At 52.1% G+C, this 24,289-nt stretch carries 23 protein-coding genes; 15 read left to right on the top strand and 8 right to left on the bottom strand.

Annotation, left to right across the window (positions count from 1 at the left end):
* Positions 1 to 7 precede the first annotated feature (7 nt).
* Positions 8 to 2,353, bottom strand: a complete 2,346-nt coding sequence (gene ptsP / locus B5D39_RS10465; protein ID WP_078790418.1) for a phosphoenolpyruvate--protein phosphotransferase — start codon at positions 2,351 to 2,353, stop codon at positions 8 to 10.
* Positions 2,354 to 2,484: 131 nt separating this feature from the next.
* Here ptsP and B5D39_RS10460 point away from each other — a divergent pair, with 131 nt between their 5' ends.
* Positions 2,485 to 3,282 carry a tetratricopeptide repeat protein gene (locus tag B5D39_RS10460; RefSeq protein ID WP_078790417.1) on the top strand — a complete coding sequence of 266 codons (798 nt, stop codon included), beginning with the start codon at positions 2,485 to 2,487 and terminating at the stop codon, positions 3,280 to 3,282.
* Between the two features lie 53 nt (positions 3,283 to 3,335).
* Here B5D39_RS10460 and B5D39_RS10455 read toward each other — a convergent pair whose 3' ends face one another.
* Complete coding sequence (locus tag B5D39_RS10455; protein ID WP_078790416.1) at positions 3,336 to 4,601, bottom strand: acetate kinase; 1,266 nt, start codon at positions 4,599 to 4,601, stop codon at positions 3,336 to 3,338.
* A gap of 256 nt (positions 4,602 to 4,857) precedes the next feature.
* On the opposite strand from B5D39_RS10455, the gene B5D39_RS10450 reads away from it, so the two are divergent.
* Positions 4,858 to 5,025, top strand: a complete 168-nt coding sequence (locus B5D39_RS10450) for a DUF362 domain-containing protein (RefSeq protein WP_078790415.1) — start codon at positions 4,858 to 4,860, stop codon at positions 5,023 to 5,025.
* 82 nt (positions 5,026 to 5,107) lie between these two features.
* Here the strand turns inward: B5D39_RS10450 and B5D39_RS10445 are convergent, their stop codons facing one another.
* From B5D39_RS10445 to B5D39_RS10420, 6 genes are read right to left on the bottom strand one after another with little or no spacing between them, the layout of a single operon-like run.
* On the bottom strand, positions 5,108 to 5,635 hold the full coding sequence (locus B5D39_RS10445; protein ID WP_078790414.1) for an epoxyqueuosine reductase QueH: 528 nt from the start codon (positions 5,633 to 5,635) through the stop codon (positions 5,108 to 5,110).
* Positions 5,635 to 6,840: a bifunctional 3,4-dihydroxy-2-butanone-4-phosphate synthase/GTP cyclohydrolase II gene (locus tag B5D39_RS10440; protein ID WP_078790413.1), complete on the bottom strand. Its 1,206-nt coding sequence runs from the start codon at positions 6,838 to 6,840 to the stop codon at positions 5,635 to 5,637. Before B5D39_RS10440 ends, B5D39_RS10445 begins: the two co-directional genes overlap by 1 nt.
* A 17-nt stretch (positions 6,841 to 6,857) precedes the next feature.
* Positions 6,858 to 7,499: a riboflavin synthase gene (locus B5D39_RS10435; protein WP_078790412.1), complete on the bottom strand. Its 642-nt coding sequence runs from the start codon at positions 7,497 to 7,499 to the stop codon at positions 6,858 to 6,860.
* Positions 7,484 to 8,587, bottom strand: coding sequence for a bifunctional diaminohydroxyphosphoribosylaminopyrimidine deaminase/5-amino-6-(5-phosphoribosylamino)uracil reductase RibD (gene ribD, locus B5D39_RS10430; RefSeq protein WP_078790411.1), 1,104 nt, complete (start codon positions 8,585 to 8,587; stop codon positions 7,484 to 7,486). Before ribD ends, B5D39_RS10435 begins: the two co-directional genes overlap by 16 nt.
* 8 nt (positions 8,588 to 8,595) lie before the next feature.
* The gene (gene nrdR / locus B5D39_RS10425; RefSeq protein WP_078790410.1) at positions 8,596 to 9,048 is read right to left on the bottom strand and encodes a transcriptional regulator NrdR; all 453 of its coding nucleotides are present in this window, start codon (positions 9,046 to 9,048) and stop codon (positions 8,596 to 8,598) included.
* Positions 9,045 to 9,515, bottom strand: a complete 471-nt coding sequence (locus tag B5D39_RS10420; protein WP_078790409.1) for a deoxycytidylate deaminase — start codon at positions 9,513 to 9,515, stop codon at positions 9,045 to 9,047. The genes nrdR and B5D39_RS10420 overlap by 4 nt, the downstream gene beginning before the upstream one ends.
* Before the next feature lie 55 nt (positions 9,516 to 9,570).
* On the opposite strand from B5D39_RS10420, the gene B5D39_RS10415 reads away from it, so the two are divergent.
* From B5D39_RS10415 to B5D39_RS10355, 13 genes are all read left to right on the top strand, one after another.
* Complete coding sequence (locus B5D39_RS10415; protein ID WP_244161388.1) at positions 9,571 to 11,283, top strand: sigma-54 dependent transcriptional regulator; 1,713 nt, start codon at positions 9,571 to 9,573, stop codon at positions 11,281 to 11,283.
* A gap of 201 nt (positions 11,284 to 11,484) precedes the next feature.
* On the top strand, positions 11,485 to 12,738 hold the full coding sequence (locus B5D39_RS10410) for an ATP-binding response regulator (protein WP_078790407.1): 1,254 nt from the start codon (positions 11,485 to 11,487) through the stop codon (positions 12,736 to 12,738).
* A complete protein-coding gene (locus tag B5D39_RS10405) occupies positions 12,735 to 13,865 on the top strand; it encodes a sensor histidine kinase (RefSeq protein ID WP_078790406.1) in 1,131 nt (376 codons plus the stop codon). Before B5D39_RS10410 ends, B5D39_RS10405 begins: the two co-directional genes overlap by 4 nt.
* 124 nt (positions 13,866 to 13,989) lie before the next feature.
* Entirely contained in the window at positions 13,990 to 14,460 is a 471-nt protein-coding gene (locus B5D39_RS10400; protein WP_078790405.1) for a cytochrome P460 family protein, read from the top strand.
* Between the two features lie 12 nt (positions 14,461 to 14,472).
* The gene (locus B5D39_RS10395) at positions 14,473 to 14,871 is read left to right on the top strand and encodes a response regulator (protein WP_078790404.1); all 399 of its coding nucleotides are present in this window, start codon (positions 14,473 to 14,475) and stop codon (positions 14,869 to 14,871) included.
* 40 nt (positions 14,872 to 14,911) lie between these two features.
* Positions 14,912 to 16,705: a methyl-accepting chemotaxis protein gene (locus B5D39_RS10390; RefSeq protein WP_078790403.1), complete on the top strand. Its 1,794-nt coding sequence runs from the start codon at positions 14,912 to 14,914 to the stop codon at positions 16,703 to 16,705.
* Positions 16,706 to 16,720: 15 nt separating this feature from the next.
* Positions 16,721 to 17,080, top strand: coding sequence for an STAS domain-containing protein (locus tag B5D39_RS10385; RefSeq protein ID WP_078790402.1), 360 nt, complete (start codon positions 16,721 to 16,723; stop codon positions 17,078 to 17,080).
* Position 17,081: 1 nt separating this feature from the next.
* Positions 17,082 to 17,447 (top strand): response regulator, encoded by a 366-nt coding sequence (locus B5D39_RS10380; protein ID WP_078790401.1) that lies wholly within the window; start codon positions 17,082 to 17,084, stop codon positions 17,445 to 17,447.
* A 105-nt stretch (positions 17,448 to 17,552) separates the two neighbouring features.
* Complete coding sequence (locus tag B5D39_RS10375) at positions 17,553 to 19,688, top strand: chemotaxis protein CheA (protein ID WP_078790483.1); 2,136 nt, start codon at positions 17,553 to 17,555, stop codon at positions 19,686 to 19,688.
* A complete protein-coding gene (locus B5D39_RS10370) occupies positions 19,688 to 20,296 on the top strand; it encodes a CheR family methyltransferase (RefSeq protein ID WP_078790400.1) in 609 nt (202 codons plus the stop codon). The genes B5D39_RS10375 and B5D39_RS10370 overlap by 1 nt, the downstream gene beginning before the upstream one ends.
* A complete protein-coding gene (locus B5D39_RS10365; protein WP_244161387.1) occupies positions 20,268 to 20,900 on the top strand; it encodes an MBL fold metallo-hydrolase in 633 nt (210 codons plus the stop codon). Before B5D39_RS10370 ends, B5D39_RS10365 begins: the two co-directional genes overlap by 29 nt.
* A gap of 29 nt (positions 20,901 to 20,929) precedes the next feature.
* A complete protein-coding gene (locus tag B5D39_RS10360; RefSeq protein ID WP_078790398.1) occupies positions 20,930 to 23,665 on the top strand; it encodes a methyl-accepting chemotaxis protein in 2,736 nt (911 codons plus the stop codon).
* 131 nt (positions 23,666 to 23,796) lie between these two features.
* Positions 23,797 to 24,288: a chemotaxis protein CheW gene (locus B5D39_RS10355; protein WP_078790397.1), complete on the top strand. Its 492-nt coding sequence runs from the start codon at positions 23,797 to 23,799 to the stop codon at positions 24,286 to 24,288.
* The last annotated feature ends 1 nt before the right edge of the window (position 24,289 follow it).

The following is a 24,289-nucleotide window of genomic DNA, read 5'->3' as shown; positions in this document are numbered from 1 at the left end:
AAAACAACTATTCAAACAGCTCCTTACGCCGTTTTGAAAGATACCGCTTAATATCGCAGGCAGTACCAAAGGACAGTACCTTGCGGGCCATGGCCTGACATAACCGCAATGAATGTGTACGGATCGCCTGCTTAACCAACGGTATACTGGGAGCTGACAGACTGAACTCACGTACTCCCATACCCACCAACAACAGGGCATTCAGTGGATCAGCAGCCATTTCTCCACATACAGAAACTTTTTTGCCCATTTTGTGCCCAACATCAGCTACCCGTTTGATGGCGTGCAGTACTGCCGGATGGTACGGTTCATAGTACTGCTTCACTTTAATATTATTACGGTCTGCTGCAAGCATGTACTGGATCAGGTCGTTGGTACCGATACTTAAGTAGTCCACCTCTGCAGCCAGGCGATCGATAATCTGCACCGCTGCCGGCACCTCTACCATAATTCCCAACGGCAATCCGCCACAGACGTCGTGTCCCTGCTGGCATAACTCCTCAACCACTGAATCAAGAATAGCCCTGATCCTGCGCACCTCATCAAGGCAACTGATCAACGGAAACATAATGGTGGCCTGACCAGCCGGAGCCGCCAAAAGGATGCCTGCCAGCTGCTCACGAAAAATAGCCTCTTCATCCAGAGAAACCCGGATCGATCGCCAACCAAGAAACGGGTTATCCTCATGGGGATAGCTAAAATAAGGCAGTCCTTTATCACCACCGATATCCAGGGTACGGATATTAACCGGTTGCCCCGGAAACCCTTCCAGTATCTTGCGATATAGCAGCGCCTGTTCCTGACGGTTAGGAAAGGAGGTGCGGGCCATATAAGGGAATTCTGTCCGATAGAGACCAACTCCTTCAGCGCCATTAGCCGTTGCAGTTCTGACATCCGATAAAAGACCGATATTGGCCCGCAACTGGATTCGTGTGCCATCACTGGTTACTGCAGGCAGGTCACGCAGCGGCTCCAACTCTTTTAAACGAGTGGTATACTCTTTTTCAAGCCTCAGATACTCATCCCGGACCTGCTTCTCCGGGTTCAGGTAGATATGCCCGGAAGTGCCATCCACAATCACCTGATCTTTAACATTGGCTGCGTGCAAAAGCCCCTTTACGCCAACCACTGCAGGTATGCCCAGGGATTTAGCCATAATGGCGGCATGTGAGTAGATATTCCCCTTTTCTGTTGCAATACCCAGAATTTTGTCATGATCAAGCATGGCCATATCAGAGGGGAAGATATCCTCCGCCACGATCACCCGCTTTTCCTTCAGCTTTACGCCGTTATGCTCATTCCCTTCCAACACATCTATAATCCGACGACCAATATCCTCCATATCTGCGGAACGTTCCCGAAGATAGGGGTCTTCCATTGCCGAAAATACTTCGATATAGCCCTGCACCACCTCATGTACCGCCCGTGTGGCACCACTCCCCTGCTCAATCAGATCATTAACTTTGTTAAGGAAACCACGATCTTCAAGTATCATCAGGTGGGTATGAAAGATGGAGGCATCATCTTCTGACAACAGTTCACTGACCCGCTTTTCCATATAGATGGTCTGGATCGTGACTTTTTCCAGGGCTATCCTGAACTTATGCAGTTCGTCCGCAACAGATCCGACCTTGGCAACCTTGATCACCTTGTCGCTGAAACGATCAAGAATATAGACCTTGCCATGACTGAAGCCAGGAGAAACCGCAGTGCCTCCCAGTGAACATGACTTAGCCTTTGTCTCCAGTTGATCACGGCTTCCATCACCGGGACGATGGGTTTTAAGACGAGCCAGTTCCTGTTCGTAATAGGCTCGTTCCTGCTCCTTGGTCTGGATGGAATCAAGCAGCTTGGCATTAAGGACAATGCTGCTAATCTGAAAGGTAATGGTTCTGAGGATGCTGATCTCATCCAGGGTAAAACTGCGGGCCGCAACGGTCTGTACGACAATCACCCCAATCGGGGTCTTGCGTTCAAAAAGCGGTAGACCAAGAAACGACAGATAGCGTTCTTCTTTTGAATGTTTAAAATATTTGTAGCGGGGATGGGCCGGGGCGTTATCAGTGGTAACCATGTCTCTGGTCTGCACCACTAGACCGGAAAGACCTTCCGATGTCTTCATTGAAACGGTGCCGACTGCACTTTTTGAGAGCCCCTTAGTGGCCTTCAGCACCAATGTTTCACCATCATCTTCAAGCAGATAGATTGAGCAGACCTCGCTCGCCATCCGTTTGGCTACAATAGTCACAATATTATCAAGCGTCTCCTGCAAATCATGTGAATGCAGAATGATGCTGCTGATGTCCTCCAGTGTACGGAGTCCAAGTGATTGTTGTCCCTGTTCACGCTGCATGCACTATCCTTCAGATAAAATATCGTTTACAGTATAAGGCAAAGTTGTCTCTTTGCAAGAGCCCTGCTTAAATTTTACTGAAATCAGGTTTTATGTAGTATATGAAGAATCAGCCCCAGCTAGGAGGAAACATGGCCACAGAGAAGCTGCATGAAGAACTGACCAAGGCAATTGACTTTTTGGATGCTGGTGATGCTGACACGGCGCTTCTGCTTTTGGATAGCTACATCAAGCATACAAAGGATGATGCAGATGCCTACTTTTATCGAGGAGACGCGCTGGCTGAACTGGGACAGCTTGATGGAGCTATCAGCGCCTACCGCACCGGTCTCGATTACACACCGGCCAATCCTGATGCCCTGACAACTCTGGGAGACCTGTTGTTTGAGGCAGGCCAACATCAGGAGGCACTTGGCCAGTACCGGGCAGTCCTCCTTGCAGACCCTGATGATGCTGATGCCCTGGTCAGCATTGGCCTTGTCCATAATGCCCTTGATCAGACCGACGAAGCCATGTCTGCCTTTAAGTCAGCTATTGAAAAAGAGCCTGAAAATATCTTTGCCTGGAATGCGCTGGGGGACCTGTACTACGGTAGCGGTGATCATGCTGCTGCCATCGACGCCTATCAAAAAGGGATTGAGCTTGATCCGATGGATCCGGCTGCCTACCATAACCTTGGAGAACTCTACTACGACCTTGAAGAGTACGAGCTTGCAGAGCAAAACTGTAAAACGGCAGTTAAACTGGCACCGGATTTCAGTATGGCCTACCTGACCCTGGGCGGTATCTGCATGGATCAGGAGCGCATGACCGATGCCCTCAAGTATTACCGGCTCTACCTGAAATATGAGACATCTCCCCAGGCAGCAGATATGCTGGCTGAAGTAAAAGCGGTGGTGGAAGGGTTACAGGAAGAATTGAAAGAGTAGATGGCAACGAGTGAAGGGTGAGAAAAAATTTCTCACCCTTCAATTGCTTCAGGTTATTTCCTTACAAAGTCTGACTTTGCAAAGGAATACTCAAACTGCATATGGTCGGTGTAGGTACCATCCAGAATTGCCACCACATCCTCAGTAAAGACCAGCTCTTCATCAGTGGGAATAACATAGACCTTAACCGGAGAATCATCAGTTGTAATCAGGGTCTCACGTTTACGGGTCATGGCGCCGGCATTACGCTCACGATCAAGACAGATGCCGATATGCTCAAGCCCTTCAATCGCCTTTTCACGGATCGCTGCCCCCATCTCCCCCACGCCTGCGGTAAAGATCACGGCATCCAGCTTGCCGATGGCAGCCATATAGCCACCGATATATTTCTTCAGGCGATACGCCTCAATATCCAGGGCCAGTTGACAGCGATGATCTCCCTTGGCAGCATGCTCAATCACATCACGGCGGTCAGTATAGCGGCCGGTAATACCAAGAATGCCACTCTTCTTGTTCAGAACGCTGTCAATTTCCTTCGCAGAAAGGTTCTCCTTCTGCATCATAAAGGCCGGAATGGCTGGATCGATGTCACCACTACGGGTGCCCATCACTGCTCCCTCAAGTGGAGTAAGCCCCATGCTGGTATCAACCGAAATACCATTTTTTATAGCGCAGTGGGAAACACCATTACCAATATGCATGGTAATGATATTGCATTGATCAGCAGGCTTGCCAAGCAGCACAGCGGCACGCTTTGAGACATACAGGTGTGAAGTGCCGTGGAAACCGTAGCGGCGAACACCGTGGTTTTCATACCAGTCATAGGGTACCGGATACAGGAAAGCCTGCTCCGGCATGGTCTGATGGAAAGCGGTATCAAAAATCGCCACATGGGGAATAGTTGGCATCAGCAAACGGGCTGCCTCAATACCCTCAATGTTGGGCGGATTGTGGAGCGGTGCCAGATGTTGTACATCCTTCACCGCGTTCAGTACATCATCATCAATTCGTACCGAGCAGGTAAATTTTTCTCCACCATGCACGACCCGGTGACCAACAGCAGAGATCTCGGCTACGCTCTGCAATACGCCATGTTCACGATCAGTCACCACTCTGATCACCAGATCAATGGCGGCCTTGTGATCAGGGCAATCCTGCTCAAGCTTGAAGTTCTCCCTTCCAGGGACTTCATGCACGATATACGAATCACCAATAATGACCCGCTCAACCATTCCCTTGGCAACAACCACCTTTTTTTCCCAGTCAAACAACTGGTATTTGACTGATGAACTACCGCAGTTTAACGCCATAATAATCATACAATTTCCTCCCAAACAAACAGAGATCAAGACATTATTTTAAATAAAAAATCATTAGTCAGATTAAACCATTTACACAATAATAAAACTGCATTTGATATATCATGCTGCCCCATAAAAATTCAACCAATTTATGAAACGGTTCCACGAAATCACGTATACAGTTTTTCTGGACATTTTAGCGGTGCTGTGGTAACACGTTCACGCCTTTGTAGAAAGGCCAACCAATTTACAACAAATTTCTGGAGGTGGTACCGTGGCACACACTATTACTGATGATTGCACCAACTGCGCAGCATGTGAAGATTCCTGTCCTGTAAACGCAATTAGCGAGCAGAGCGGCAAGCGCGTTATCGATGCTGACACCTGCATCGACTGCGGCGCCTGCGTAGACACCTGCCCTGTCAGCGCAATTCACGCCTAATTGCCCTGAGGCACCAGATGAAATAGAAAAGGCCCGGAGCAATCCGGGCCTTTTCTATTTCGATACTCTATCTCGACTTACTTTAGCGACAGTAGCGTTCCTTTTCACTGTAAATACAGCCACAATACTGCTGACGATACAGCCCTGACTCTTTTGATCGCCGAATACCTTCCTGCCAGCCTGGCCTGAAATCCCGATACAAAAACAGTATGCCCTGCTTTTCTGCTGCCTCTTCCGCCTTCTTTCGCATCAACTCATGGTTCTGATAGCGGCTGTAAAAAAGCGATGAGGTAAAGGCGTCAAAACCGTCTTCCTTTGCAGCTGCTGCGACAGCATCCAGACGTGAGGCATAACAGTAGCCGCAGCGTGTATCCGGCTCTGCAGCCACATTGGCGAGAAACTCCTCCAAGCGGTACTCATCCCGTATAATCAGAGGCATATTCTCTTGATCAGCCATCTGTTGTGCTGCATCACGTCGCTTGGCAAACTCCTGATAGGGATGGATATTGTGATTATAAAAAAAACCAGTCACCTCTATCCCCTCGCTACGCAGTGTCATAAGGGGGTAGAGGGCACAGGGACCACAACAGGTATGCAACAGGACACGCATCAGACCTTTTCCAACAGGTGGCCCAGTTTATCCCGCTTGGTTCTCAGGTAGCCTTTGTTTGAACAGGTGGGACTGGCCTCTATCTGCACCCGGTCCACAATTTCAAGACCATACCCCTGCAGACCAACCAACTTACGAGGATTGTTGGTCAAAAGGCGAATTTTACGAAGTCCCAAGGCCAACAGAATCTGGGCGCCAACCCCGTAATCACGCATATCAGCCTTAAAACCAAGCTGCTGATTGGCTTCAACGGTATCCATCCCTTGATCCTGCAGCTCGTAGGCCTTCAGCTTGTTGATCAGACCGATCCCCCGCCCTTCCTGGCGCATGTACAGAATCACACCACGGCCTTCCTTATCAATCGCCTCCATCGCCTTGTGCAGTTGATCGCCACAATCACAACGCTGGGAGCCCATCACATCGCCGGTCAGGCATTCCGAATGTACCCGCACCAGCACCGACTCGTCGCCTGAGAGATCGCCTTTAACCAACGCGATATGGTCCAGCTTGTCCACGTCGTTTTCAAAGGCCACCACCCGCCAGTCACCACCATAACGGGATGGCAGCTTGGCATCGGCAACGGGACGTACCAGCTGCTCATGTTTCAGGCGGTAGGCAACCAGATCAGCAACGGTACAGATTTTCAGATTATGTTCCTTGGCAAAGGTCCGCAGTTCCGGCATGCGTGACATGCTGCCATCATCATTCATGATCTCACAAATCACCCCTGCAGGAGTCAGACCGGCAAGACGGGCAAGATCAACCGATCCTTCGGTCTGCCCGGTACGCACCAGCACCCCACCCGGCTTGGCCCGCAGCGGAAAGATATGACCAGGGCTAACCAGATCAGCTGCCGACGCATTGGGGGCCACTGCGGTTAAAACCGTATGGGAGCGATCAGCAGCAGAAATACCGGTGGTCACGCCACGCTTGGCCTCGATTGAAACCGTAAAAGCGGTCTCAAAGGGTGAGGTATTATCCCGCACCATCGGCTTTAATCCAAGGGCATCACATTTTTCAGGGGTCAAGGTCAGGCAGATCAAACCACGACCATACTTGGCCATGAAGTTAATCGCCTCAGGGGTTGCCATTTCAGCTGCCATGGTCAAATCACCTTCGTTTTCCCTGTCCTCATCATCCACCAGAATCACCATCTTGCCCTGACGGATATCCTCTATCGCCTCTTCAATTGTACATACACCCATTGCTACGTCTTCCTCTCTCAGATAAAACCGTTCTGCAGTAATTTTTCCATAGTCAGGCCACCACTGCCTGCGTGGGGACCAACCAGACGCGCCACATATTTGCCAATAACATCTGTCTCAATATTCACCTCTTTGCCAGGCCCTACACCTGCCAGGGTGGTCTTTTCAAGGGTATGAGGAATAATTGAGACTGTAAAACCGCTGTCAGTAACGCTATTCACCGTCAGACTGATACCATCAATAGCCACTGATCCTTTTTCCACCAGCATCCGGGCCTGTTCTTGGGGCAGACTGAATCCCAAAACAACCGCATTGCCCTGACTAACACGAGTTTCCAGCCGCCCGACGCAATCAATATGCCCGGTAACCAGATGTCCATCCAGACGCCCACCAAGCCGCAATGCCCGTTCAAGGTTAACCGGACTCCCTGTTTGAGAGGCCGCAAAGGTGGTCCGCGTTACGGTTTCAGGTGAGACATCAAAACTGAAGCGATCACCCTGCGTGGCAATCACCGTCAGACAGGCTCCATTCACGGCAATTGAATCACCGATACGGATCTCATCTGCTGGCAACGGAGCTGCAACCTCAAGCACGGCACGCTCAGCTCCACGGCGCAAGGCGACCACACGCCCGGTACACTCGATCAGGCCGGTAAACATACACCCACCGGTCTGGCATATACCACCACATCAGGGCCGGACATGCCAACCCGTTGTACTTCCAGCTGAATAGCCTGATCCATGGTACTGATCCCTTGTATGGCAAAAGGGGCAAAACCGTTCCCCACCACCTTTGGTGCATAGAAAAAGATACATTCATCAATCAACTTATGTTGCAGCAGATCACCAGCCAGGCGGCTGCCACCCTCCACCAGGATGCTCTGCACCCCCCTGACAGCCAGCTTGTGCAGCAGGTCTGTCATTTCAACCCTGCCATCATATTCACGACAGACCAGTATGTCAGCCCCCTGCAGCAGGTACCGCTGATGGAATTCAGGATTAGTCTCACAGGTGGCTATAATGGTTTTGCTGGCATCGGGGCCATTCAACACATGCACACTTTCAGGGGTACGCAGACGGGTATCCACAATCACCCGCAACGGATCACGGCCCTTGACATGGCGGACTGTCAGTTGCGGATTATCGACAATCACCGTATCTACCCCCACCATAACCGCATCACAGTGGGACCGCAGACGATGCACAAAACGGCGGGACTCTTCACCGGTAACCCAGCGGGAATGCCCGGTTACGGTGGCGATATTGCCATCCAGCGTCATGGCTGACTTGTACATCAGGTACGGCATCCCGGTGGTAACTGCCTTGATAAAGCCTTTATTCAAGGCCTGACACTGTTCTTCCAACAGCCCAACCTCAACCCGGATACCAGCCTGGCGGAGCTTCTGCAACCCCTTGCCAGCCACCTGCAGAAAAGGATCGACCATGCCAGCCACCACCCGCCGTACGCCAGCCGCAATCAGTGCGTCACAACAGGGCGGGGTCTTACCGTGATGACAACAGGGTTCCAGGGTCACATAGACATCAGCCCCTTTGGCTGCTGTACCGGCCATGGCCAGAGCATGCACCTCGGCATGGGGGGTACCGGCCTTTTTATGCCATCCCTCCCCCACTATAATGCCATCACGCACAATCACGCAGCCTACTGCGGGATTAGGGGCAGTCCTGCCCAACCCTTTACGGGCAAGGGAGAGTGCCCGCTTCATGTATGCAAGGTCTGTTTTTGACATCACGCCCCCTACTTCTTCAGCAGGTCCTGCAGCTCAACCATAAATTCGTTGATATCTTTAAAGGAGCGATAGACTGAGGCAAACCGGACATAGGCCACCTGATCAACGGCATGCAGTTCATTCATGATCCACTCGCCGATCCGCGATGCTGGCACTTCACGCTCACCGCACTCCTGTAACCGGGTTTCCAGCCGGTCCGTCATCCGCTCGATATCCTCAACAGAAACCGGACGTTTTTCACAGGCCTTCTTGATACCGGAGATCACCTTCATCCGATCAAAATGTTCCCGCCGCCCATCCTTCTTGCAAACCAGCGGCAGCATCTCCTCCACCCGTTCATAGGTGGTAAACCGCTTGGCGCACTCTTCGCACTCTCTACGGCGACGGATAACCGCCCCACCTTTGTCAGGCCGGGAATCAACGACTTTACTGTCAGGATGGCCGCAGAACGGACACTTCATGGGGTTCCTCCTCCGGTTGTGCCACGTTCAAAATGAACCACCTCAATCCCGCTTTCTTCCACCATTTCACGGGCAAGCTCGTCAGCATACCCTTCTGCATAGACTATCCGCTTGATACCGGCATTAATCAGCATCTTGGTACAGATAATACAGGGCATGGTGGTGCAGTACAGGGTGGAACCATCAATATTCACCCCATGCCGGGCGGCCTGAATAATGGCGTTCTGCTCGGCATGTAACCCACGGCACAGCTCATGGCGTTCACCAGAGGGCACCTTCAGCCGTTCCCGCAGACAGCCGGTCTCCTCACAGTGGCGGATACCGGACGGTGTTCCGTTATAACCGGTGGCCAGGATATTACGATCCTTAACCAGTAAGGCCCCCACCTGACGCCGCAGACAGGTTGAGCGGGTTGCCACCAAAAGGGTGATATCAATAAAATATTGGTCCCAGGTAGGACGGGCCATAGCAGCTCCTGCTTGCAAAATCTTTTTACCACGTTATCCTATAAACCATACTTGTATGCAGGTCAATAACGGGGGAACCATGCAGGCCAGGATACTGATTGTAGATGACGAAATTCAGATCACCCGCCTGATCAGCATGGTCCTTGGCAGTGATGGACACCAGACAGACGTAGCCCACAGCTGCCATGACGCACTTACCTTGATCGGGCAACAGTCCTACGATGTCATCTTCATCGATATCATGCTGGATAAAAATCAAGGTGGTCTGGCACTACTCAAGACAGCCACAACGCTCTCCCCCACCAGTCGCGTGATCATGATGACCGGCTACCCGGATGTCGCCACCGCAACTGAATCGATCCGTTACGGCGCCTTTGATTATCTCTGCAAACCGTTTGACAGCCTGCAGATCAGCAGTATTACCCGCCACGCCATTGAAAACCGCAGGCTGCAGCTTGAACGGGAGCAGTTCCGCGCCAATCTGGAGGCGATCAACCGCAGCATCAGTGACGCCATCATCATGGTGGATCAACACCTTCAGCTCCAGCACCTGAACGATGCAGCCCTGCAGTGCGGCTACAGCGCTGATCAGCTTGGTCAAGCCATTGATCAGCTAAGTACGGGCTGCAACGGAAGCTGCCGCATGGCCCTGGCCGAAACCGTCCGCACCGGACAGCGCCAGGAACTGAAACGGATCGAATGCCGTGGCAATGGCAGTCGTACCCGGATCGTCAGTGTTATCGCCACCCCAACCACCAGCGAAGACGGACACCGCACCGGCGCCGTAGCGGTTATACGTGATGAAACCGAACTGGATGCCCTGGAGCGCCAGCTTCAGCAGCGCAGTCACTTTCATACCATTATCGGTCGCGCACCGGTTATGCAGCAACTTTTCACCAGAATCGAGGCGTTGGCAGATGTCACCAGCACCGTCCTGATCTGTGGCGAAAGCGGTACCGGCAAAGAATTGGTGGCCCAGGCGCTCCATGAATGCGGTGCCAGAAAACAGAAGCCGTTTATCAAGCTCAACTGCTCGGCGCTACCGGAAGGACTGCTGGAAAGCGAGCTGTTCGGCCATGTCCGTGGCGCCTTTACCGGCGCCATTAAAGACAAGATGGGCCGTTTTCAAAAGGCCCATGGCGGCACCATCTTTCTGGATGAAATCGGAGACATCTCCCCTGCCCTGCAGATCCGGCTACTGCGGGTACTGCAGGAGCGGGAGATTGAACGGGTCGGTGACACAACACCGATCAAGATCGATGTACGGGTTATTGCCGCCACCCACCGCAACCTGCAGGAAAAGGTACGACGGGGTGAATTTCGGCAGGACCTCTACTATCGCCTGAATGTGGTGCGCCTTGATGTACCTCCCCTGCGAAACCGGTTGGAAGACCTTCCCCTGCTGGTGGAGCATTTCCTACACAAATTTTCGCACAAGTTCAACCGCACCTGCAGCAGCCTTTCCGAAGATGTGCTGTCTGCCTTCCGCAGCCACTCCTGGCCAGGCAATGTACGTGAACTGGAGCACCTGATTGAACACGCCTGTATCCTCAGCCAAAGCTCAATCATCACCTCTGATGACCTGCCAGCTGAGTTTTTCAGCATCGCCAGGTCAACCCCGGAAACCGGCACCTTACCCCATCCTCACCCAGATCTGACCATTAAGGAAGCACTGCATCGTACTGGAGGTAACCGCACTGAAGCGGCAAAATTGCTGGGAGTCAGCCGACGTACCTTCTACCGCTGGCTTGAACAGCAAGCAGATTAGTGACACACAACCGACGTGTCACAACTGTGTCATGACACATCAAATGACACAGTTTAAAAACTAAAGGCCACCTTCAAAAAACAAGCAATCGTATATTTACAGCCAGTTATACACCTACAAAAAAGACCCCTACCGCTGGCACATATAGTGCATTTACAAAACAATAGGCAACAGACTCCCGGTTGTGCCAGAAAGACACCCATGGAAGCATCAACCACCACTGACAACCTCCCACCATCCATAAAAGCCAACATTTTGTTGGTTGATGACGAGCCGATGGTGCTGAAGATGCTGCAAACGTTTCTGGAGGCACAGGGGTATCAGGTGATCTGCGCCCCTGGTGGCCATGAAGCCCTGGCAATCGTCGAACAACAAGGCCTTGGAATTGATCTGCTGTTTACCGACATCCGTATGCCGGATATGAACGGTATCCGCCTGCTGGAAGCGGTTCACCAGCTCCTGCCTGCACTGCCAGCGCTCCTCATGACCGGCTACACTGATTTTGATCTGGTGGTTGAAGGATTGAAACAGCACGCCTTTGACCTGCTCTTTAAACCGATAGATTTTGACCAGCTCAACTGGTGCATCTCCAAGGCACTGGCCTTCCTGATGACTCAGCGCCTGGAACAGCAATACCGTACTCGCCTTGAAGAACAGGTGGCAAAACAGACCAAACAACTCTGCGAACAGCTGGAAGCACTGCAGGAAGCCCAACATAAAGCCAGTGAAGTTGCCGAATTAAAACGTGAATTTTTAAGCCTGATCAGCCATGAATTCCGTACCCCCTTAAATGGCATCATGGGTGTCATTCAACTGATGGAGGACCAGAAAACACCGGTCAATCAATCAGAGTACCTGACACTGCTTAAAACGTCGGCTCAACGGATGGCAACCCTGGTCAACAATCTTCTGACCCTTGCAGAGGCTCGCTCTGCAAAACATTCTACAGGAAACGTCATTAACACCCCCTGCATGGCATTGGAATCACTTGAAAGCCGCTATCAGACCATGGCCAATAACGCAGGCATTCAGTTTAAAACCAGTAGCAACCAGCATGCCTCACTACCCCTGCAAGGCCCGTGGGATGCACTGCATATCATTGCCGGATGCCTGCTGGACAATGCTTTTAAATTCACCAACAGAGGTGGCACGGTCAGCTGCCGCCTCTGGGCTGAACCGGACGGGACCGGGCAGCAGAAAACACCGGTCTTTGTACAGGTAAGCGACAACGGCAAAGGCATTCCAATTGCCTGCCAGGAAGTCATCTTTCAACCGTTCACCCAGCTTGAACATTACCTGACCCGTCGCAGTGAGGGCAGCGGCATTGGTCTGGCCATAGTCCGTACTATCTGTGACAAACTCGGGGGCAGCTTAACATTGGAAAGCAGCCCGGAACAGGGCAGCAGCTTCACCTGCAGCCTGCCCTTTAAGCATGCAACGGTACCTGCGCCATGAAAATTCTCGCTATTGATGACTCAAACGTCAATCTGCTGGTTATGAAAGGCACTCTTGAAAAACATCTGCCGGATGCCCGGCTGGAAACGGCCAGTTCAGGTAAAGAAGGACTTGATCTGGCACGCACCTGGTTCCCGGATACCATCCTGCTTGACCTGCAGATGCCTGACATGGATGGTTACGAAACCATCCGGCACCTGAAACAAAACCCGGCTACCGCCTATATCCCGGTTATTGTTATCACTGCCGCAGATGTAGAATCAAAAGACCGGGTCAGGGCCCTTGATCTGGGGGCAGATGCCTTTCTGCAAAAACCTATTTCCAGCCATGAGCTGGTGGCCCATATCAAAGTCATGTTGCGGATTAAAAAGGCTGAGGAGCGCTTACGACATTCACAGAAGCTGGAGGCGATCGGCATACTGGCTGGAGGGGTGGCCCATGATTTTAACAATATCCTGACCGTCATCAGGGGCTACAGCACTATGCTGCTGATGCAGTCGGCACCGGAAGACCCCAACCATGAAAGTCTGCAGATGATTGTTGATGCAGCCAAAAGGGCCACCAGCCTGACCCAGAGCCTGCTCACCTTCAGCCGCAAACAGGAGTCAACCCCTTCAAAAGCAGAACTCTGTACCCTGGTTTCCAGTTTTGAAAAGTTCCTCAGACGGATAATCGGCGATAACATCACACTCAATTTCATCTGCGATCAGCACACCGTCCATGCCAGCGTTGACCGTAGCATGATTGAACAGATGCTGATGAATCTGGCCATCAATGCCCGTGATGCCATGCCCGACGGCGGCCAGCTGACCATTGCCACGGCACATGTCGTACTCGACAGCAAAGCAGCATCAGCACTTGAACTATCGCCAGGCATCTACATTCATCTGACCGTATCAGACACCGGGTGTGGTATCCCTAAAGAGCTTATTCCTAAAATCTTTGATCCGTTTTTCACCACGAAAGAGATCGGCAAGGGAAGCGGACTGGGCCTTTCCATGGTGTATGGCATTGTCAAACAGCACTGCGGCACCATTAGTGTTGACAGCCTACCTGGAAACGGCACCACTTTTTCCATCTATCTGCCGGCCAATGACACACCGGTAATCCCGCAGGAAAACCAGTAAATCAGGGTCCTGGAACAGAGTATAAAAAATATGCTGCCTGACGTGACATTCAAAAGACAGGTGGTATACTTCATTCAGCCACAAAGGCTATTTCATTAACCGTTACAAAGGAGAACAGAATCAAATGAAGCGTCTCACACTGATCAATACCGGGCTGTTTGTGCTGTTTTTTGTCTGCTGTGCTGCTGCAGCAATCAGCACACCACCACTACCCAAATATCAGAGCTGGAAGAAAAGTGCCCGCAAAGTAGTGGCAGACAAAAAATCACTTTTTTACGGCATCCACTACATCTATGCCGACCCCAAGGCGATCAAGGGCTACCAGGCAGGCAACAAGTTCCCTGAAGGCAGCCGGATTGTGGTTGAGCATTTCAACATCAAAGGGGACAACAGCGCCGTTGACGGCCCCAAAAACATGGTGGTGCTGATGAAAAAGGACAAGTCCCAGAAGAACACAGGGGGCTGGCTGTATGCCGGTTATACGGCAGATGGCAAACCCAGTCGCCTTGATCCGGTTAAAAACTGTTTTGAATGCCACCAGAAGGAAGTTGCCGGAAGGGATTACGTCTTCTCTGGTATTGCAGACTTCAAGTAAAGGAGTCCCACCGTGAAATGTCTGATTGTTGAAGATGACTTCATCTCCCGCCGGATTCTCAGGGAACTGCTGGGTGCTTACTTTGATTGTGAGATCGCCGTTGATGGTGAAGAAGCGGTAACCGCCTTCAGATTGGCCCATGATGCCAAGTCACCCTATGACCTGATCTGCATGGATATCATGATGCCCAAAATGGACGGGCGAGAGGCGCTGCGACTGATCCGGCAACTTGAAAAAGAGCTGGAAGTGCCGCCAAACCTGGAGGTCAAAGTTGTTATGACCACTGCCCTGGATGACCCAAAGACGGTCTTTGACTCGTTTTATCAGGACGGCGCCACCGCCTACCTGGTCAAGCCGATCAGCAAACAGAAACTGCTCAGGGAGCTTCGCGCCCTGGGGCTACTCCAGTAGCACGCAAGTTTTGAGCAGGGCTTTGAAAGGAATCCAACCCATGACTCCCCATCTCTGTAACCAGGTTGCACAATGGAACAGCTGCCTGACCCCCACCATGGAGGTTTTGCGACAACTTTCAGGCTGCACGGAAGATCAGTTTCTGGAGCTTGGTGGAAAACTGCAGGACTTTGCCTTCAGATCATCAGGAATATCCTCTGTTTCCAACAACCTGGTAGAACTGGTTGCAGGTGCCGAAAGCAACCAACTGACAGAGCGGCTACGCAACCTGTTTGCCCAGATGAACAGCTACCTGGATCAGGTCAACACCCAGGGCAACCAAAGCTGCAGCACCCTGGAACAGATCATGGTTCAGCTTGAAAACGTTGTGCGCCCCCTGGAAGGATTTCAGAAGATGGACAAGGCGCTGCGGATGCTCTCCATCTCCACCAAAATTGAATCCGCCAGGCTGGGCGAACTGGGCGCTGGCTTTACCACCCTGGCCATGGATGTTGAAAAACTGTCCCAGACCGTCAGCGAAAAATCAGCCGGCATCATGGCCCAACGTCAGTCTCTTGCCCAGCTGATCAACGGTAATCTCCAGATGGTACGCAGCACTGAAGAGCACCAGTATGCTGATGCACAAAAGATCCTTGCTGCGGTTGGCAACAACCTTGAAACCCTGGCTAATCTGAATGCCACCTGCTCTGCCACCGGTAATCAGGTTGCTGTTATCTCCGAACAGATTTCATCGGATATCGGTGCCGTGGTTGCCTCCATGCAGTTCCACGACATCACCCGTCAGCAGATTGAACATGTGATTGAAGCGCTTGAAAAACTGCAGCAACACACCTGTGACAAAGCCACCCCGAACGAAGATACCTGCCCTGCACTGGTGGCTGAAATTGGTGATATCTGCGAACTTCAGACCGCTCAGACCAGACATGCGACAGACCAACTGACAAAGGCCACCAACACTATTCTGGACAGCCTGCGTGACATTGGCGCCAAACAGACCCAGATCAGCCAGGAACTACAACAGGCACTGATGGGCAGTTCTGACTCAACCGAGACATCGTTGCTGGACACCATGGAAAAAGAGATGCACCGGGTCACACTGATTCTGCAAAACTGTGATCGGGCTGATCAGGAGCTGGCTGCAGCCATGCATAAGGTGACCAGCACCATGGCTGAAATAGGCGGGTTTGTGAGCGACATTGAAGCAGTTGGCTCAGAAATAGACCTGATCGCCCTGAATGCCCAGATCAAGGCTGCCCACACCGGCCCTCAAGGAGCAGCGCTGGGGGTACTGGCTGAAGCGATCAAACGTCTCTCCCTTGACGCGGTTATTCAGACTGAAGCGGTCTCCAACACCCTGCAGGCCATCAATGCAATTACCGCCAGTATTGCCGACCAGAGCTTTCTTGAAGTTGAGGATGGTTCACAACCAGTCAGCGAAATGGAGCAGGAAGCCCGTCAGATCATCACATCACTTTCCGGCATCAACCACTCCCTGCAGCAACAACTTTCAACACTGGCACGTACGGCTGAGTCACTCTCTGATGAAATAAACCAGACCACCTCAAGCATCCATGTCCATGAAGAGATACAACAACAGACCGAGCAGGTGATACAGGCCCTTGAACAGGTCTACGCCGAAGCTCGATCTCTGGTGCCGGCCTCAAGCGAGTTTAGAGACAACCTGCGGCATATGGAGCAGCGCTACACCATGGAAAGTGAACGGATGATCCATGAAATGCTGGCAGCACGGCATGGGGTTCAACTCTCATTACAGAAGCAGCAGACCAGCGCCGGCAGCGAGTCGGAATACGGTGATAATGTTGACTTATTTTAAGACCGGAGAGACGACATGTCTGATCTGACCCTAACCCACAGTACCAGTAGCGACGGCAGCACCCTGAAGATCAGCGCTGCAGGCAGACTGGCCATTGACACCGCTCCTGCACTGCACAGTCTGTTGCTTGAGCAGAGCAGTCAGGCTGCCAACATCCAGCTTGATCTCTCTGCCGTTGACGAAATCGATCTCGTCGGCATGCAGCTGATCTGCTCAGCCTGCCGCACAGCGCTTGACGCACAAAAACATTTCAATTTTTCGGGCTGTATGGCCCCTGAGGTTAAAAAAGCTATCGACACCGTTGGGCTGCAGCGGCAAAGCACCTGCAAGCACAACGCCGATTTACCCTGTATCTGGTGTGGAGGAATAAACTGACATGGCAAAACTGATTATGACCGCCGACGATTCGGCAAGTGTACGACAAATGGTAAGTTTCACCCTCAAGCAGGCCGGCTATGACGTGGTTGAGGCGGTGGATGGCAAGGATGCCTTAACCAAGCTGGGCACCCAAAAAGTGGATATGCTGATCACTGACCTGAACATGCCTAACCTGGATGGTATCGGTTTGATCAAAGGGGTTCGTGGCGGCGCCCTTAACAAATTCATCCCGATCGTCATGTTGACCACTGAATCTCAGGAATCCCGTAAGGCAGAAGGTAAGGCAGCCGGTGCCACCGGCTGGATTGTCAAACCGTTCAAGCCGGAGCAGTTAATTGCGGTTGTGAAAAAGGTATTGGGTTAACCATTAAAGATCTGGAAACGAGGATTTTTCAGCTCTGGGTTTAACAGGCAAGGCATGACGAAGCCTGATGAAGCCAGGGTTGAAAAAGACCGTTTCGGAGGGTTCATGTCCAGTCCACAAGAACAACATATAGCCACCTACCGCGAAGAAGCCTCAGAGCTGCTGGCCGAACTGGAAACCTCCCTGCTTGAACTGGAGGACAATCCCCAGGACAATGACCTGATCAACCGGGTCTTCCGCGCCATGCACACCATTAAAGGCTCTGGCGCCATGTTCGGCTTTGATGACATTGCCCGTTTTACCCATGAGGTTGAAACGGTCTTTGATCAGGTTAGAAACGGTAAAATGCAGGTCACCCGTTGCCTGCTGGACCTTACCCTGCAGGCCCGGGATCAGATCACCACCATGCTGGAGGCCTCGGCAGGTGGTCCTCCGGCAGATGAGGCCAATGGCCAGCGGATTATTGACGGCCTGCAACAGCTACTACCCCAGGCAACCAAACTGAAGGTGGAACCTGTTGCAGCTGCCCCTGCACCTGCCCCGTCAGCTGAAGCTGACACCAGCCGCACCTACCGCATCCGTTTCAAACCGCAGCCGGAAATCATGCTAAGCGGCACCAACCCGATCAGCCTGCTGAACGAACTGCGTGACCTTGGCTCCTGTGAAGTGATGGCCCACCTGGATGCCATCCCCTCACTTGAGCAGATGATCCCTGAACACTGCTATTTTTACTGGGATATCATTCTCACCACAACCCGTGGCATAGAAGCGATCAAGGATGTCTTTATCTTTGTGGAAGATGACTGCGACCTGAAGATTGACCTGATTGATGATGCTAATGCCCCGGACGCGGACTCTGGCTACAAAAAACTGGGGGATATTCTGGTTGAACGGGGTGACCTTTCTCCGGTTGAGATGCAGAAAATCCTCTCCATGCAGAAGCGGTTTGGCGAAATTCTGGTGGAACAGGGTCTGGTGCCTGCCTCCAAGGTTCAATCCGCCCTGATTGAACAGCAACAGGTCAAACAGGCCCGCCAGGAACGGACCACCGCTGCACCGGCTGCTGCCGAAGCCGCCCTTTCAATCCGGGTTCCAGCAGAACGGCTGGATCATCTGGTGAATCTGGTGGGAGAACTGGTTACGGTACAGGCCCACCTGACCCAGATTGCCGGTAACCGTCACGACAACGAAATCAGTGCCGTGGCAGAAGAAGTGGAACGGCTGATCTCTGAACTGCGGGACACCACCCTTAACATGCGGATGCTGCCGATCGGCTCCACCTTCAGCAAATTTAAACGACTGGTCAGAGATCTTTCAGCAGAGCTGGGTAAAGAGATTGATCTGGAGACAACCGGCGCAGAGACCGAGCTGGACAAGACCGTCATTGAAAAGCTGAACGATCCGCTGGTCCACCTGATCCGCAACAGCATTGATCATGGTGTTGAAATGCCCGAGATCCGCAAGGCAGCCGGCAAACCCACCAAAGGGATTGTGCATCTGGCTGCAGAACACTCCGGGGACAGCGTACTGGTAACCATCCGTGATGACGGCGCCGGACTTGACAAGGAAGCGATCCGGGCCAAAGCGGTTGAACGGGGCTTGATAACCACCACAACCGAAATGACCGATAAAGAGATCTACAACCTGATCTTTGCACCCGGCTTTTCCACGGCCAAAAAGGTAACCAGCGTCTCTGGACGCGGTGTTGGCATGGATGTCGTAAAAAAAGCTATCGAAGCACTACGGGGCACCATAGACATTAACAGCACCCCCGGCAAAGGCTCCCTGATCACCCTGCGGATTCCCCTGACCTTGGCCATTATTGAAACACTGCTGGTCAGGATCGACCAGAGCTACTTTGTACTGCCGCTGACCATGGTGGAAGAATGTATCGAACTGACCCGCACCGATGTACAGGCCGCCCATGGCCGCCACCTGGCCCATGTGCGGGGCGAACTGACCCCCTACATCAACCTGCGGGATGAATTTGAGATCACCACCAATCAGCCGGATATCGAACAGATCGTCATACTTTCGGTTAATGGCAAGCGGATCGGTTTTGTGGTGGATGATGTGGTGGGTGAACACCAGACCGTGATCAAGACCCTGGGCAAGCTCTACCGCGATGTACGGGGCATCTCCGGTGCCACCATCCTGGGAGACGGCACGGTGGCTCTGATTCTTGATCCCGCCTTGCTGGTACAGTCAGTTGCTTTGATAGAACAGGAACAGTTTGGCTAATGGCCTTTACCTTCTTTTTCCGAGATTTACCGGTCCTTGAATATGCGGTTGAACACACCCTGAAACTGGCCTTGGGCAGATTACGAATCAAGGTTTGGGATGCCGGTTGTGCCCTGGGACAGGAGCCATACACCCTGGCAATCCTGTTTGCAGAACGGATGGGAGAGATGGGATTTAATACCCTCTACCTGGATGCCACCGACTACGACAGTGAAAATAATTTTGGCGATATTGTTACGGCAGCAGAATACAAATCAGAAGAGTTACAACGGATTCCGCCTGAGATCTTTGACAAGTACTTTGAAAAAGTTGCAGCTAAACCGGGCTATCACAAGGTCATTGACCGGATCCGCAACCGGGTCTTCTTTAAATACAATGACCTGCTGAAACTACAACCGGTCGGATCAGACTACTCCTTAATCGTCTGCAAAAATGTGCTGCTGCATTTTTCCTATGAGCAACGGATTGAAGTTTTAAAGATGTACCACCGTTCTTTGGCACCCGGCGGGTATTTTGCCACTGAAAACACCCAGAAGATACCAGGTGAGATAAGCCATCTGTTTGAGCAGGTGGCCCCTGATGCGCAACTGTTCAGGAAGGTGGGGTAGCAGCACCATGCGGGTAATCCAGCTGGCCAGAAACCCGAAAAACTATACCTGCCGATCATACCTGATCCTGGGCGAGTGGAACCAGCTTACCGATGTCAACACCCTGATCGATCCGGGGACTGACGAATATATCCTGGCAGAGATCGACAGGATTTACACCGGCTGCGGCAAGGTACCGGTTGAACAGGTTTTGCTGACCCATAACCACTTTGATCACGCAGCATCTGCCGATCTTTTCAAACAGAAATATGGAGCCAAGGTCTACGGCTGGGTGGATGGCCCCGGCGTTGACAGCCTGCTCAAGGAAGGGCAGCTCTTTAAGGCAGGTGATGATTACCTGGAGGTGATCCACACACCTGGGCACTCATCCGATTCAGTGGCGTTTTACTGCCAGTCTCAGAGGTTGCTCTTTTCAGGTGATACCCAGCTACGAATCCGTACCACTGGCGGCAAGTACACCAAGGACTATGTCCAGACCCTGCTAAAACTGGCCCAACGGGAGATTGAACTGATCTACCCAGGACATGATGAACCATTTGAAAGCGATGTACGCTCAACAATTTTGACCACCCTACAGAACGTGAGACAAAGCGAAGTTATTTAAGTTGCACACACAAGAAGGAGGTACAGGTTATGCTGAAGAACATGAAGATTGGACCACGTCTGGCATTCGGATTCGGTGTAGTGCTACTGCTACTGGTTATCAATGTTGCCGTCGGCTACTTTGCTATTGGAAAGATTGACCATGCCGTCACCGACTTAGCCCAGGACAAGTTTCCAAAGGTACAACTCCTCTTTAACGTAAAAGAGCAGATTAACGTTGCTGCTCGGGCGCTCCGAAATATTGCTCTTGCTAAGGACAGCGCCATTCGCAAGCAGGAAGAAGATCGTATGAAAGTTGCTGCTGATGCGGTCCTCAAGAGTTTTGAAGAACTTGAAAAGACAGTAAAGAGTGAACAGGGTAAAAAACTATTTGGGGAACTGAAGGCAGCGCGCAACCACTACATTGAGGCCAGAAAACCTCTCTTTAGTATGTATGACAAAGGCAAATGGGATGAGGCAGCTAATTATCTGTTAAATGACTTCCGCAAGTCCCAGAACGCCTATTTTGCTGCAGTTGACAACATGATCAAGCATCAGGAAAAATCAGCAGAAAAAGCCTCTGATGATGCTGACAAACTTGCTCACAAAGCCGACATAACTTTACTTTCTGTAGGGGTTGGCGCTCTACTTCTAGGCATTGCCCTGGGCCTCTTAATTACCCGCTCAATTACTGCACCGGTCAACGCCTGCGTTGATGCAGCCAACAAGATTGCGGCCGGTAACACCGATGTCCACCTTGATACGACCTCTAAAGATGAAACCGGTGTCCTGCAGACATCCATGAACAAGATGGCAGAAGCGATTCAGGCACTGATTAAAGACGCCAACATGCTTTCTGACGCAGCCATAGCCGGCAAGCTGGCCACCCGCGCTGATGCCTCCAAGCACCAGGGTGACTTCCAGAAGATCGTGGTTGGGGTGAACGAAACCCTGGATGCCGTAATCGGCCCCCTGAACGTGGCGGCCGAGTACGTTGACCGGATCTCCAAAGGTGATATCCCGCCCAAGATTACCGACAACTACAACGGCGACTTCAACGAGATCAAAAACAACCTGAACGGCTGTATTGATGCCGTTGATGCTCTGGTGGCTGATGCCAACCTGCTGGCCAAGGCTGCCATGGAAGGCCGCGTCAACACCCGTGCTGATGCATCTAAACATATGGGCGACTTCCGCAAGATTGTGGATGGCGTGAACAACACCATTGCCCGTCTGGTTGCCTTGCTGGATGTTATGCCAGCACCGGCCATGCTGATCGACCGTGACTTTAACGTACTCTACATGAACAAGCTGGGGGCTGAGGTTGGTGGCAGAACCCAACAACAGGTTGCTGGCACCAAGTGTTACGACCACTTCCGCACCTCAGATTGTAAGACCGACAAGTGCGCCTGCCAGCGTGCCATGACCGCTGGTCAGACTGCTAACAGCGCCACCGATGCCCATCCTGGTTCACTTAATCTGGATATCGACTACACCGGCGTACCGATCAAGGATGATAACGGTAACATCATTGCCGCCTTTGAGGTGGTTACCGACCAGACCGCCGTTAAAAAAGCTGCCCGTGTGGCTGACAAGCAGGCCAAATTCCAGGATACAGAAGTTGGCAAGCTGCTTAAAAACCTGGAAAAAATGGCTATCGGCGACCTGAGTGTCAATACGGTTGTCGGTTCAAGTGATGAAGACACCCAGACCATTGCCCAGAACTTTGAACAGATCAACGCTGCCATTAAGCAGAACATTGAGGCACTTAACTCCATCACCGCCAATGCCAAGCAGGTTGGTCAGGGTAACCTGATGGTTGAACTGAAGAAACGTTCTGATCAGGACGACCTGATGGACTCCCTGGCTAACATGGTGGACAAACTGAAGGAGATTGTACGGGAAGTGCAGGCAGCAGCCGATGGCGTTGCCACTGGTGGTCAGCAGCTTTCTGCCACTGCCCAGACCCTGTCTCAAGGCGCAACCGAACAGGCTGCCAGCGCAGAAGAGATCTCCTCATCCATGGAAGAGATGTCCTCCAGCATCAAGCAGAACGCCGACAACGCCAGCCAGACCGAGAAGATCTCCAACAAATCAGCCACCGATGCCCGTGAAGGAGGCAAAGCGGTTAACGAAACCGTGGCTGCCATGAAAGAGATCGCCACCAAGATCAGCATCATTGAAGAGATTGCCCGCCAGACCAACCTTCTGGCTCTGAATGCCGCTATTGAAGCAGCCAGAGCCGGTGAGCATGGCAAAGGCTTTGCCGTGGTTGCCTCTGAAGTCCGTAAGCTGGCTGAGCGTAGCCAGACCGCAGCTGGCGAGATCAGCGAACTGTCCGGCCGCAGCGTTCAGGTAGCCGAGGCTGCCGGCCAGATGCTGACCGCCATTCTGCCGGATATCCAGCGCACGGCCGAACTGGTGCAGGAGATCTCTGCATCAAGTAAAGAGCAGGATGCCGGAGCCGATCAGATCAACCGCGCCATCCAACAGCTTGATCAGGTTATTCAGCAGAACGCCTCTGCAGCTGAAGAGATGGCATCAACGACCGAAGAGCTGGCTGGGCAGGCAGAACAGCTGAAGAGCACCATCGCCTTCTTCAGTATTGATAGCCATGGCACCCAGCGTGCCCTGCCCCACCGCCCGGCAGCACACCATGCGGCTCCACCAAGCCGTCCCCAGGTAGCCCATGCCGCACCACCAAGACAAGCCAAGAGCGGTGGCGTGCATATTGATCTGGGCGGCAAGGGTAAAGACCACTTAGATGACGAGTTTGAGAAATTCTAACGGCAACCACCCCCACCCCCCTCCTTGAAAATAAGGAGGGGGCTTTCTTCCCTTTGTTTAAGTTCCCCTCCTGTTTCAGGAGGGGTTAGGGGTGGTAAGGTTTTGACTCTATAGAGAGACGGAGGAAACATATGTCTGTTTCAACCATAACTGAAACGGTCCAGTACCTGACCTTCAAGCTGGCAGATGAGATCTTTGCCCTTGATGTGGCCAAGGTCAGAGAGATACTTGAATACACCACCATCACCAAGGTACCCCAGACCCCGGAATTCATGCGGGGGGTAATCAATCTGCGGGGCAGTGTAGTACCGGTGATTGACATGCGGCTTAAATTTGGCATGTCTGCCACGGATCAAACCATCAACACCTGTATTATTGTGGTTGAAGTGACTCTGGAGGGTGACACCACCATCCTGGGCGCCCTGGCTGATTCAGTGCAGGAGGTGGTTGAGATGGAGCCGGAACAGATTGAACCGGCCCCCCATATCGGCACCCGCCTGAATACCGAGTTCATCAAGGGGATGGGCAAGCATGAAGAACATTTTGTGATGATTCTGGATATTGACAAGGTCTTTTCAGAGCAGGAAATGGCTGCCCTGCAAACCAGCGGAACAACGGAGTAAC

The sequence above is a fragment of the Trichlorobacter thiogenes genome, from assembly GCF_900167465.1.
Lineage (GTDB): Bacteria > Desulfobacterota > Desulfuromonadia > Geobacterales > Pseudopelobacteraceae > Trichlorobacter > Trichlorobacter thiogenes.
The sequence above is the reverse complement of the archived record's forward strand: the minus strand, read 5'-3'. Positions and strand labels throughout refer to the sequence as shown.